The organism is Streptomyces kronopolitis (assembly GCF_050953795.1).
Classification (GTDB): Bacteria; Actinomycetota; Actinomycetes; order Streptomycetales; family Streptomycetaceae; genus Streptomyces; species Streptomyces kronopolitis_A.
In genome coordinates, this window is sequence record NZ_CP191850.1 from 4,496,545 (window position 1) to 4,507,919 (window position 11,375).

General features: G+C 72.6%; 12 protein-coding genes. 7 read left to right on the top strand and 5 right to left on the bottom strand.

The features are described 5' to 3' along the window. Window positions 1-161: 161 nt before the first annotated feature. The 4 genes from ACQP17_RS19885 to ACQP17_RS19900 all read left to right on the top strand — a co-directional run bounded on the left by ACQP17_RS19885 (window position 162) and on the right by ACQP17_RS19900 (window position 2,731). On the top strand, window positions 162-323 hold the full coding sequence (locus ACQP17_RS19885; RefSeq protein WP_003975360.1) for a DUF4177 domain-containing protein: 162 nt from the start codon (window positions 162-164) through the stop codon (window positions 321-323). Further along, entirely contained in the window at window positions 320-784 is a 465-nt protein-coding gene (locus ACQP17_RS19890; protein WP_433857480.1) for a RidA family protein, read from the top strand. The genes ACQP17_RS19885 and ACQP17_RS19890 overlap by 4 nt, the downstream gene beginning before the upstream one ends. A 124-nt stretch (window positions 785-908) precedes the next feature. Continuing rightward, on the top strand, window positions 909-1,898 hold the full coding sequence (locus ACQP17_RS19895; protein ID WP_433857481.1) for an NUDIX hydrolase: 990 nt from the start codon (window positions 909-911) through the stop codon (window positions 1,896-1,898). After that, window positions 1,895-2,731, top strand: a complete 837-nt coding sequence (locus ACQP17_RS19900; RefSeq protein ID WP_433857482.1) for an MBL fold metallo-hydrolase — start codon at window positions 1,895-1,897, stop codon at window positions 2,729-2,731. The genes ACQP17_RS19895 and ACQP17_RS19900 overlap by 4 nt, the downstream gene beginning before the upstream one ends. Window positions 2,732-2,772: 41 nt before the next feature. Here ACQP17_RS19900 and ACQP17_RS19905 read toward each other — a convergent pair whose 3' ends face one another. Both ACQP17_RS19905 and ACQP17_RS19910 read right to left on the bottom strand, forming a co-directional pair. Beyond that, the gene (locus ACQP17_RS19905; RefSeq protein ID WP_433857483.1) at window positions 2,773-3,591 is read right to left on the bottom strand and encodes a nucleotidyltransferase; all 819 of its coding nucleotides are present in this window, start codon (window positions 3,589-3,591) and stop codon (window positions 2,773-2,775) included. A gap of 168 nt (window positions 3,592-3,759) precedes the next feature. Next, window positions 3,760-4,434, bottom strand: coding sequence for a Crp/Fnr family transcriptional regulator (locus ACQP17_RS19910; RefSeq protein WP_006604164.1), 675 nt, complete (start codon window positions 4,432-4,434; stop codon window positions 3,760-3,762). A 443-nt stretch (window positions 4,435-4,877) separates the two neighbouring features. On the opposite strand from ACQP17_RS19910, the gene nth reads away from it, so the two are divergent. From nth to ACQP17_RS19925, 3 genes are read left to right on the top strand one after another with little or no spacing between them, the layout of a single operon-like run. Beyond that, a complete protein-coding gene (gene nth / locus ACQP17_RS19915; RefSeq protein ID WP_433857484.1) occupies window positions 4,878-5,882 on the top strand; it encodes an endonuclease III in 1,005 nt (334 codons plus the stop codon). 54 nt (window positions 5,883-5,936) lie between these two features. Beyond that, entirely contained in the window at window positions 5,937-6,665 is a 729-nt protein-coding gene (locus ACQP17_RS19920) for an NUDIX hydrolase (RefSeq protein WP_433857485.1), read from the top strand. A 13-nt stretch (window positions 6,666-6,678) separates the two neighbouring features. Continuing rightward, on the top strand, window positions 6,679-7,878 hold the full coding sequence (locus ACQP17_RS19925) for a MarP family serine protease (protein ID WP_364873057.1): 1,200 nt from the start codon (window positions 6,679-6,681) through the stop codon (window positions 7,876-7,878). Window positions 7,879-8,369: 491 nt separating this feature from the next. Here the strand turns inward: ACQP17_RS19925 and ACQP17_RS19930 are convergent, their stop codons facing one another. From ACQP17_RS19930 to nhaA, 3 genes are read right to left on the bottom strand one after another with little or no spacing between them, the layout of a single operon-like run. Then, on the bottom strand, window positions 8,370-9,308 hold the full coding sequence (locus ACQP17_RS19930; protein WP_433857486.1) for an alpha/beta fold hydrolase: 939 nt from the start codon (window positions 9,306-9,308) through the stop codon (window positions 8,370-8,372). Beyond that, on the bottom strand, window positions 9,305-9,763 hold the full coding sequence (locus ACQP17_RS19935; RefSeq protein WP_433857487.1) for a phage holin family protein: 459 nt from the start codon (window positions 9,761-9,763) through the stop codon (window positions 9,305-9,307). Before ACQP17_RS19935 ends, ACQP17_RS19930 begins: the two co-directional genes overlap by 4 nt. A gap of 44 nt (window positions 9,764-9,807) precedes the next feature. Next, window positions 9,808-11,202, bottom strand: coding sequence for a Na+/H+ antiporter NhaA (nhaA, locus tag ACQP17_RS19940; RefSeq protein WP_433857488.1), 1,395 nt, complete (start codon window positions 11,200-11,202; stop codon window positions 9,808-9,810). Window positions 11,203-11,375 lie beyond the last annotated feature (173 nt).

Here is an 11,375-nt window from a genome sequence, read left to right on the forward strand (position 1 = left end):
CCGGGATGGCGCCCGGGACACCCCGGAGATCTGCCCGCGGTCCCTCGGGGACGCGTCAGGGATGTGCCGTAGGGGGCGGGCGGCAGGCGTGCGGGAGGGGCGGGGACGGGCTGCGGCACACGGCGTCCACCGCTGCCGTGGACACGTATTACGCTCGCCCCATGACCAAGTGGGAATACGCGACCGTGCCGCTCCTCGTGCACGCGACGAAGCAGATTCTGGACACCTGGGGCGAGGACGGCTGGGAGCTGGTCCAGGTCGTCCCCGGCCCGAACAACCCCGAGCAGCTGGTGGCCTACCTGAAGCGGGAGAAGCAGGCGTGAGCGCGGTGGAGGAGAAGATCGCGACGCTCGGTCTGAAGCTGCCGCAGGTCGTGCCGCCGCTGGCCTCCTACCAGCCCGCGGTGCGCTCCGGCGCCTATGTGCACACCTCCGGCCAGCTGCCGATGGTGGACGGCGCGCTGCCGGCCACCGGCAAGGTCGGTGCCGAGGTCAGCGCGGAGCAGGCGAAGGAACTCGCCGCGACCTGTGCGCTGAACGCGCTGGCCGCCGTGAAGTCCGTGGTGGGCGACCTCGACCGGATCCAGCGGGTCGTCAAGGTCACCGGCTTCGTGGCCTCCGCGCCCGACTTCACCGGTCAGCCGGGCGTGCTCAACGGCGCCAGCGAGCTGCTGGGCGAGATCCTCGGCGACAAGGGCGTGCACGCCCGGTCCGCGGTGGGCGTGGCGGTGCTCCCGCTCGACTCGCCGGTCGAGGTCGAGATCCAGGTGCAGATCGCCGAATAGTCCGGTCGTGGGGGCGGTGACGTCCGCCCCGTGTGCCGTGCCCCGGAGGGCCCCGCGTCAGCAGGGGCCCTCCGGCGCGAAAGTGGCCCTCGAACATCCGCGCGCGAGCGCATAGCATCCGGCCATGGCGTCCACGACCAACGGCCAGTGGTACCCGCCGGAGTGGCCGGACCGCATCCGGGCACTCGCGAACGGCGAGCTGACCCCTGCCGAGCCCCGCAGGGCCGCGACCGTTCTGCTGCTGCGGGACTCCGCCGCCGGCGGCCCCGCCGTCCACATGCTGCGCAGACGCACCTCCATGGCCTTCGCCGGGGGCGCGTACGCCTATCCGGGCGGGTCCGTCGATCCGCGGGACGAGCGCCCGGTGGCCTGGGCCGGCCCCTCGCGCGCCCAGTGGGCGGTCCGTATGGGCGTCGATCCGGCCACCGCGCAGAGCATCGTGTGCGCCGCGGTCCGCGAGACGTTCGAGGAGACGGGCGTGCTGCTCGCCGGCGCCTCGGCCGATACGGTCGTCGCCGACACCAGGGGCGAGGACTGGGAGGCGGACCGCGCCGCCCTCGTCGCCCACGAACTGTCCTTCGCCGACTTCCTGGGCCGCCGCGGACTGGTCCTGCGCTCCGACCTGCTGGGCGCCTGGGCCCGCTGGATCACCCCCGAGTTCGAGCCGCGGCGCTACGACACCTGGTTCTTCGTCGCGGAGCTGCCCGAGGGACAGCGGACCCTCCCCCAAGGACCCGAGGCGAGCCCCCGGGGCGCACCCGCCTCGGCCCCCGGCGCGTCCACCGAGGCGGATCTCGCGGTCTGGATCCGGCCACAGGAGGCGGCCGACGGCTACGACCGTGGTGAGCTGCTGATGATGCCGCCGACCATCGCGACGCTGCGCGGACTCCGGCCGTACGCCACCGCCGCCGACGCGCTGGCCGCCGCGGAGGCCCAGGACCTGACGCCGGTGCTGGCGCGGGCCCGGGTGGTGGGCGGCGGGATCGAGCTGAGCTGGCCGGGGCACGACGAATTCACCAAGCACATCGCGCAGACGGACACGGGATCCGGCGCTCCCGGGGGCGCCGACGGCCTCCCGGACCGCTCCGGCCCCCCGGGAGGGACCCCCGCATGACCGATCCGACCGCTCTTCCCGGCCGGCCGCGTGGCGGGGCCCTCTCCGGGCAGGCCACCGCGCGCGCCCACTGCGTGCTGGCCCCCAACCCCTCGCCGATGACGCTGGACGGCACCAACACCTGGATCGTCGCCGAACCGGACTCCGACCTCGCCGTCGTCATCGACCCCGGGCCGCTCGACGAGGGCCACCTGCGGGCCGTCATCGACACCGCCGAGCAGGCCGGCAAGCGCGTCGCGCTGACCCTGCTGACCCACGGTCACCCCGACCACGCAGACGGCGCCGCCCGCTTCGCCGAGCTGACCCGGACGGCCGTACGGGCGCTCGACCCGACGCTCCGTCTGGGCGGGGAGGGGCTCGACGCGGGCGATGTCATCACCACCGGCGGCCTGGAGCTGCGGGTGGTGCCCACCCCGGGTCACACCGCCGACTCGCTCTCCTTCCACCTCCCGGCCGATCGCGCGGTCCTCACCGGCGACACGGTCCTGGGGCGCGGCACCACGGTGGTCGCCCACCCCGACGGGCGGCTGGGCGACTATCTGGACTCGCTGCGCCGGCTGCGCGCGCTCACCGTCGACGACGGGGTGGCCACGGTCCTGCCGGGCCACGGGCCGGTGCTGAACGACGCCCAGGGGGCCGTGGAGTTCTATCTGGCACACCGCGCGCACCGGCTCGCCCAGGTGGAGACCGCCGTCGAGGCCGGCCACCGCACCCCCGGGGAGATCGTCGCGAGCGTGTACGCCGATGTCGACCGCTCCCTGTGGCCGGCCGCCGAGCTGTCGGTCCGGGCGCAGCTCGACTACCTGGGCGAACACGGACTGATCGACGGCTGACGCCCTGGTCGGGCCGCGGCCGTCCGGCGGCGGGTGCACCGTCACCGGTCCGGTGGGCGGGGCGCCTTCGCCCCGTGGACGGCCAGGTACTCGCCGGCCAGCCAGGGGGCGAGGCCGGCGAGCAGCTCGTCCAGCAGCTCCGGGTGGGCGGCGGGCGCCCGGGCGGCGTGCGCGGCGGCGCGCATCTGGCCGGCCCACGCCGGGTAGTAGTGGCCGAAGACCTCCGCGGACTCGGCGAGGTCACTGGTCCAGCCGCCCCAGCGCGGCATGACCAGGGTGAACCCGGTCCGTACGAGCCGCCGGGTCACGCCCCGGGTCAGCCGGGTGCGCTCGGCCTGCGTGGTGGCCGACGCGGCCCGCTCGCGCAGCCGTGGCAGGTCGCGGAAGAGATCGCCGTTGAGCTCGCGGGCCAGGAGCGAGGACGGGCGGTAGCGGGGCAGCCGGGCGGCGAGGTCCGGGCCGCTGAGCGGTGTGCACAGGCAGGCCACGAACCATCCCAGGTCGTGGCGCTCCGGCGCGCTCAGCAGACGGGCCTCGCTGAACAGCAGGATGCCCGCGCCGTCGATCTGCGGAAAGGCGCCGTCGAGGCTCTCCTCGACGGCGCGGGCGGCCGCGCGGTCGGCCTCGGTGGGCTCGGTCCGCAGGGCGAGCAGCGCGTCGAGGTCGGAGACCCCGGGGACGGCGGTGCCGCGCGGGATGCTGCCGTAGAGGTAGCTGCTGTGCAGGCGCGCCGGGCCGAAATGCGCGGCGAGCCGGTCGCCGAGCCCCGCCACCACGGGTGCGAACCGCGCGGGCACGCGGTCCGGCGAGCCCTCCCGTACGCAGCAGCCGTCCTCGTCCGTCCCGGTGCCGTGGATCATGAGCGCCACTCTGGCGAAGCGGCCGGCGGTGGCGCGAGCGATTTACGGTCCCGGGGCGGCCGCGCGGCCACCGGGGCCGCCGCGTGTCCTGACCGTCCCGGGGTGCCCTGCGGTCATGACGAAGGGCCCCGCCGGAGCGGGGCCCTTCCAGGCAGTCCGTGCGCCGGGTCAGCGCGAGCGCTTGGCCAGCCGCTCGACGTCCAGCAGGATCACGGCGCGCGCCTCCAGGCGCAGCCAGCCGCGGCCCGCGAAGTCCGCGAGCGCCTTGTTGACCGTCTCGCGGGAGGCGCCCACCAGCTGGGCCAGCTCCTCCTGCGTCAGGTCGTGCACGACGTGGATGCCCTCCTCGGACTGCACACCGAAGCGGCGCGACAGGTCGAGCAGGGCGCGGGCCACCCGGCCCGGCACGTCCGAGAAGACCAGGTCGGACATCTGGTCGTTGGTCTTGCGCAGGCGGCGGGCGACCGCCCGCAGCAGCGCGGTGGCGACCTCGGGGCGGGCATTCAGCCAGGGCTGAAGGTCGCCGTGCCCCAGCCCGAGGAGCTTGACCTCGGTGAGGGCGGAAGCGGTGGCGGTGCGCGGGCCCGGGTCGAAGAGCGAGAGCTCTCCGATCAGCTCCCCGGGGCCGAGGACGGCGAGCATGTTCTCCCGGCCGTCCGGGGAGGTGCGGTGCAGCTTCACCTTGCCCTCGGTGACCACGTACAGGCGGTCGCCGGGGTCCCCTTCGTGGAACAGGGCGTCGCCGCGGGCGAGCGTGACCTCTCCCATTGAGGCGCGCAGCTCGGCCGCCTGCTCGTCATCGAGCGCCGCGAAGAGCGGTGCGCGCCGCAGAACGTCGTCCACGAGATCTCTCCTTGTCGACATGCTCCGGGGGACTGTGGTCCCCATCATGCCGGAATGCAAAACAGTGCGATCAATCACAAGTTTGCCGGACCGGTGCCCCGAGCCATAAGGCAGGGGGCCGATTGGAGTCACGAATACCGGCGATCAAGCCGGATGTCGGTGGCTGGCCTTAGTCTGGCCGAGTGTCCAATACGCCGGTGAGAGCAGAGGACTGGGGGGCCGGTCGGGTGAGTGCGGGGCGTGATTCCGCTGTGGGCGAACAGCCGTCCGGTCGCGCCTCGGATCCGGAGGAACGGAACAAATCAACCCCCGGCGACGCGTCCGTCCGGAAGCCCGCCGTCCGGATACCCGGCGCGTCCCGCGCGTCGACGCAGCACACCACCGCACCGACCGCCGCGCACAAGAGCCCGGTAGGCAAGAGCTCGGCAGGGAAGAAGGCCGCCGTGAACGAAACACCCGAGAAGCCGGCGGCCGCCAAGAAGGCCACGGCGAAGAAGACCGCCACGAAGAAGACCGCCACGAGGACCGTGGCGAAGAAGGCCGCGGCCAGGAAGGCCACGGCCGGGACGTCCGCCCCCGCCGGGAAGGCGACGGCGAAGTCGGCCGCCAAGACGGCCGCCGGGAAGAGCCCCGCCAAGAAGGCCCCCGCCAAGAAGGCCCCCGCGCGCAAGCCCGAGTCCCGGGTCGCCATGGTGCGCCGGGCCCGCCGGATCAACCGCGAGCTCGCCGAGCTGTATCCGTACGCCCACCCCGAGCTGGACTTCACCAACTCCTTCGAACTGCTGGTCGCCACGGTCCTGTCCGCGCAGACCACCGACCTGAGGGTCAACCAGACCACCCCGCGGCTGTTCGCGGTCTGCCCCACCCCCGAGGACATGGCCGCCATGGACCCCGAGCGGCTGGAGGAGCTGATCCGCCCGACCGGCTTCTTCCGGGCCAAGGCGAAATCGCTGCTGGGCCTGTCCGCGGCGCTGCGTGACCGCTTCGGCGGCGAGGTGCCGGGCCGCCTGGAGGACCTCGTCACGCTCCCCGGGGTCGGCCGCAAGACCGCCAACGTGGTGCTGGGCAACGCCTTCGGCGTCCCCGGCATCACCGTCGACACCCACTTCGGCCGCCTCGCCCGGCGCTTCGGCTGGACCACCGCCGAGGACGCCGAGAAGGTCGAGGCGGACGTCGCCGAGATCTTCCCCAAGAGCGAGTGGACGATGCTCTCGCACCGCGTGGTCTTCCACGGCCGCCGCGTCTGCCACTCCCGCAAGCCCGCCTGCGGCGCCTGCGCCATCGCCCCGCTGTGCCCCGCGTACGGCGAGGGCGAGACGGACCCGGAGAAGGCGAAGAAGCTGCTGAAGTACGAGCTGGGCGGCCGGCCCGGCCAGCGGCTGAAGCCGCCGGCCGACTACCCGGGGCAGCCCGCGCCCCCGATGGCGCCCCCGGCGGCCGCCTCGTGAGGGCGGCCGTCCAGCGGTGACCGACGATCCACGCCAGGCCTGGAGGGGGCGCGTATGAGAAGTGCACGGGAGCAGCGGTACGACGAGGAGGCGGGCATGGGTGACACGGCGTCCGGACCGGAGATCCCGGTCTCCGCCGACGGCCTGCCCGACTGGCTGGCCCCGGTGGCCCGCGCGGCCGCCACGGTCCAGCCGCGCCAGCTCAGCCGCTTCCTGCCGCCGGAGAGCGGCGGCCGGCAGTCCGCGGTGCTGATCCTCTTCGGCCACGGCCCCCGCGGCCCCGAGCTGCTCCTGATGGAGCGCGCCGGCACCCTGCGCTCCCATGCGGGCCAGCCCTCCTTCCCCGGTGGCGCCCTCGACCCGGAGGACGGTGACGCCGAGGGGCCCGGCCCGGTGCGGGCGGCGCTGCGCGAGGCCCGCGAGGAGACCGGCCTCGATCCGTCCGGCGTGCAGGTCTTCGGGGTGCTGCCGCGGCTCTACATCCCCGTCAGCGGCTTCGTGGTGACACCCGTGTTGGGCTGGTGGCGCCGGCCCAGTCCCGTGGGTGCGGTCGACCAGGCGGAGACCGCACGGGTGTTCACGGTTCCCGTGGCGGATCTCACGGACCCGGCGCATCGGGTGACGACGCGCCATCCCAGTGGCCACACCGGCCCCGCCTTTCTTGTCGAGAATGCTCTGGTCTGGGGTTTTACGGCCGGAGTGATCGACCGGATCCTGCACTACGCGGGCTGGGAGATTCCGTGGGACCGTGACAAGGCGGTCCCACTCGACTGGCGCTCGTGAGACGGTGTCCGGCGTGAACGTCCTGGACATCCTGCTGCTGGTCGCGGCCGTGTGGTTCGCGATCGTCGGCTATCGGCAAGGCTTTGTCGTCGGCATCCTGTCCGTGATCGGCTTCCTCGGAGGCGGCCTGATCGCGGTCTATCTGCTGCCCGTGATCTGGAACGAGATCACCGGCGATGCCACCCCCGGCACCTTCGCGGCCATCGCGGCGGTCGCCATCGTCATCGTGTGCGCATCCGTGGGCCAGGCGCTCACCACCCATCTGGGCAACAAGCTGCGCCGCCACATCACCTGGTCACCCGCCAGAGCGCTGGACGCGACCGGCGGCGCGCTGGTCAACGTCCTGGCGATGCTGCTGGTCGCCTGGCTGATCGGGTCGGCGCTGGCCGGTACGTCCCTGCCGACGCTCGGCAAGGAGGTCCGCAACTCCAAGGTGCTGCTGGGTGTGTCCCGGGTGATGCCCCAGCAGGCCAGCACGTGGTTCGCCGACTTCTCCTCGGTCCTCGCCCAGAACGGCTTCCCGCAGGTCTTCACGCCGTTCTCCAACGAGCCGATCAACAATGTGCCCGCGCCCGACCCGCAGCTGGCCACCAGCCCGGTGGCGGCCCAGGCCCGGCGCAGCATCGTCAAGGTCGTCGGCACGGCCCCCGGTTGCGGCAAGGTCCTGGAGGGCAGCGGCTTCGTCTTCGGCCGGCATCGCGTGATGACGAACGCCCATGTCGTCGGCGGGGTGCGCCAGCCGACGGTCCAGGTGGGCGGCGAGGGCCGCACGTACGACGCCAGGGTCGTGCTCTACGACTGGCAGCGCGACATCGCCGTCCTGGACGTGCCGCAGCTGAACGCCCCGGCCCTGCGGTTCGCCGGACCGGACGCACGCAGCGGCAACAACGCCATCGTCGCCGGCTTCCCGGAGAACGGCGGCTATGACGTCCGCGCCGCCCGTATCCGCGGCCGCATCCAGGCGAACGGCCCGGACATCTACCACCGCGCCACGGTCCGCCGTGATGTCTACTCCCTCTACGCCACGGTCCGGCAGGGCAACTCCGGCGGTCCGCTGCTCACCCCGAAGGGTGAGGTCTACGGCGTCGTCTTCGCGAAGTCGCTGGACGACTCGCACACCGGTTACGCCCTGACCGCGGACGAGATCCGCGCGGACATCGCCAAGGGGCGTACGGCCGAGCAGCAGGTCGACAGCCAGGGCTGCGCGATCTGAGTCAGCGGGGGGCGAGCCGGGCGCGGGGGGCGGTGTTCTCCGCGCCTCGCCGGCGGCGTGTCAGGTACGGGAATGGCGTAGTCGCGCGCTCATCCAGCGCGCTCTGCGGCGCAGGATCCGCGGGATGCCCATCGGGTGCGCCGGGTCGGGGGACGGTCCGGATGTGAGATCCGGGGTTCCCCTGTCCTGAGTACCCACTACAGCGGCACTGCTGCGGCGGTTGCGTGCCACGTCACGGTAGTCGTGCGTCCAGCCCATACTTTCGACTCTGCCCCGCCCCAAGGTCGGTAACCGCCTCGGAGGCCGCCAATTGGCCTATGCGTCGGGCAATTGGCTGCTCGTCATACGAGCGTTCGAGAGGGGAGCGCGGGTGCCCCGTTCGGCCGTGCGATCCGTCCTCCCGGCGGGCGGCGGACGTCCGGACGGGCCGGGGCTTTCAACGGTGCGGCCCGGGGCGTGTGTTGCCCCGGCCGCACGGTGTACGCGGTGTGTCAGCGGTCCGGTTCCGGGTCCTTCAGCCAGTTGATCAGCTCCGTGGAGAACGCCACCGGGTCCTCCTCGTGCGGGAAGTGCCCCAGGCCGTCGAACAGCCGCCAGCGGTAGGGCGCCTCGACGTACTGACCGGAGCCGGCCGCGCTGCGGGTGCGCATCACCGGGTCCAGGGAACCGTGCAGATGCAGTGTCGGCACGCGTACCGGGCGCTTCATCCGGCGGTTGAACTGGATGCCGTCGGGGCGGGCCAGCGACCGCACCATCCAGCGGTAGGGCTCGATGGAGCAGTGTGCCGTGGAGGGGATGCTCATCGCCCGCCGGTAGACAGCGAGCGCGTCCTCGTCGGGCTGCCGGGGCCCGGACCAGTCGCGGATCATCCGGCCCACCAGCTCCGCGTCGTCCGCCGTCAGGCTGCGTTCGGGCAGCCAGGGGCGCTGGAAGTTCCAGATGTGCGAACTCCGGGCGCTCTGCCGGACGTCGGCGAGCATCGCCGAGCGCCAGCGGCGCGGATGCGGCATCGAGGACACGGCCAGCCGGCGCACCAGCTTGGGCCGCATCACCGCCGCCGTCCACGCGAGATAGCCGCCCAGGTCGTGCCCGACGAGCGCGGCGTCCGGTTCGCCCAGGGACCGGATGACGCCGGTGATGTCCAGGGCGAGATTCGCCGGGTCGTAGCCGCGCGGGGTGCGGTCGCTGCCGCCGACCCCCCGCAGGTCCATCGCCACCGCGCGGAAGCCCGCCTCGGCCAGGGCCGGGAGCTGGTGTCGCCAGGTCCACCAGAACTGCGGGAAGCCGTGCAGCAGCAGCACCAGCGGGCCGTCGCCCAGCTCCGCGATGTGGAAGCGGGCGCCGTTGGCCGCGACATCGCGGTGGGACACCTCTTGCCCGCCCGGGACGTCGATCCGGACGACCGAGGCGGTGCTGTCAGGGGCTGTCATACCGATGAGCGTGTCACAGACTCCAGCATCGGGTGTTCCACCGGCGCCACACGCGGGTGCGGCTTGGCCTTCTGGAGCACCGCAGCGGTCTCCTTGGCGGAGCTGATGGAGCGCTCCGGCTTCTTGATCTTCTTCATCTTCGCCACCGCGAGGAGGGACAGCAGCCCGGCGACGACCAGGAAGGCGCCGCCGACGATCAGGAAGGACCAGGCGAGCCCGAGGCCGAGGTTGTGGATGCCGTACGCGGCCGCGAAGCTCAGCACCGGCAGTGCGAACAGGGCCAGCGCGCCCGCCACCGTGAACGCGGCGCCGCCGATGCCCGCCCGCTTGGCATCCTGCCGGAACTCCGCCTTGGCCAGCGCGATCTCGTCGTGCAGCAGCGCGGACATCTCGGCCGTGGCCGTGGCCACCAGCTGTCCGAGGCTGCGTTCCGTGCCGTTGTCGGCTGCGCTCATCGCCGTCTCCCTCTTCTCGTCACCCGGAAGCAAAGCCTCTCAGATCATGCCGGACCATCGTCTCCGGCGTGCGTGCCGGAGGCCAGTTCGGCAAGCCGCCGGTGTTCGGCGGCCTTGGCTTCGTGGATGGCGGCCATCCGCAGGTGGTACTCGGGCTTGTCGAGTTCGTAGATGTCCGGGATGCCGTCCTGGTCCTCGTCCCGCTCCTCGTCCTCGCACAGCGCCTTGTACTTGGTGTTGCGGACCTTGAGGAGGATGCCGGCGAAGACGGCCGCCAGCAGCGAGCCGATCAGCACCGATGCCTTGATCTCGTCGGTCAGGACCGGGTCGCCGGAGAAGGCGAGTTCGCCGATGAGGAGGGAGACGGTGAAGCCGATGCCGGCGAGGGAGGCGACGGCGAAGACATCCGGCCACTTGAGGTCGGGGTTGAGCTGGGCCCTGGTGAAGCGGGCCGTGCACCACGTGCCGCCGAAGATGCCGAGCGTCTTGCCCACCACCAGGCCGAGCACGACGCCGAGCGTCTCCGGCCGGGTGAAGACGTCGTGGACCGCGCCGCCGGACAGGGACACGCCCGCGGAGAAGAGGGCGAACAGCGGCACCGCGAAGCCGGCCGAGAGCGGGCGGACCAGATGCTCGATGTGCTCGCCGGGTGATTGGCTCTCGCCCTCGCGCCGGGTGCAGCGCAGCATCAGGCCCATCGCGACGCCGGCGATGGTGGCGTGCACCCCGCTGTTCTCCATCAGAGCCCAGATGGCCAGCGCGAGCGGGACGTAGATGTACCAGCCCCGGACGCCCTTGCGCAGCAGCAGGTAGAAGAGCAGCAGGCCGGCGACGGAGAGCCCGAGCGCCAGGAAGTTGATCGTCGAGGTGAAGAAGACCGCGATGATCAGGATCGCGAAGAGATCGTCGACGACCGCGAGGGTGAGCAGAAAGGCGCGCAGCGCGGCGGGCAGCGACGTGCCGATCACGGCCAGGACGGCGAGGGCGAAGGCGATGTCGGTGGCGGTGGGGACCGCCCAGCCCTGCAGCGAGCCGCCGCCGAGACCGTTGACCGTGACGTAGACGACCGCGGGCATCGCCATGCCGCAGATCGCGGCGATCACGGGGAGCGCGGCGGCCCGCGGGTCGCGCAGCTCACCGGCGACCAGTTCGCGCTTCAGCTCGATGCCGGCCACGAAGAAGAAGACCGCGAGCAGCCCGTTGGCGGCCCAGTGCTGGACGGAGAGGTCCAGGCCCAGCCAGGACGGGCCGAGGTGGAAGCCGCGGACCGCCTCATAGCTGGCGCCGAGGGTGTTTGCCCAGATCAGAGCGGCTACGGCCGCGGCCAGGAGGAGGATGCCGCCGACGGTCTCGGTGCGCAGGGCTTCCGCGAGGTAGTTCCGCTCGGGCAGGGACATGCGTCCCAGGAATATGGAGCGGCGGTTGTTGGGCGCACTCACGGGGGTGACCTCCGGCCTTCGGCAGCTGTGTACGGCTGTGGCAGTTGCCGACCAGACTTCCCGGCGCACCCTGAGTTTCTTGGCGTTTTCTTGACGCGGTTCCTACCTTACCGGGCGGGTGCGGGGCGCTGTCCGGTGGCCTCACTTTACGGGCAAAACGGTCTCCCGGCCGT

Bases quoted from the DNA above. Each gene is read 5' to 3' on its own strand.
- ACQP17_RS19905 (WP_433857483.1), bottom strand. From the start codon at position 3,591: ATGATCCACGGCACCGGGACGGACGAGGACGGCTGCTGCGTACGGGAG.
- ACQP17_RS19935 (WP_433857487.1), bottom strand. From the start codon at position 9,763: ATGAGCGCAGCCGACAACGGCACGGAACGCAGCCTCGGACAGCTGGTG.
- ACQP17_RS19885 (WP_003975360.1), top strand. From the start codon at position 162: ATGACCAAGTGGGAATACGCGACCGTGCCGCTCCTCGTGCACGCGACG.
- ACQP17_RS19900 (WP_433857482.1), top strand. From the start codon at position 1,895: ATGACCGATCCGACCGCTCTTCCCGGCCGGCCGCGTGGCGGGGCCCTC.
- ACQP17_RS19920 (WP_433857485.1), top strand. From the start codon at position 5,937: ATGAGAAGTGCACGGGAGCAGCGGTACGACGAGGAGGCGGGCATGGGT.
- ACQP17_RS19895 (WP_433857481.1), top strand. From the start codon at position 909: ATGGCGTCCACGACCAACGGCCAGTGGTACCCGCCGGAGTGGCCGGAC.
- ACQP17_RS19930 (WP_433857486.1), bottom strand. From the start codon at position 9,308: ATGACAGCCCCTGACAGCACCGCCTCGGTCGTCCGGATCGACGTCCCG.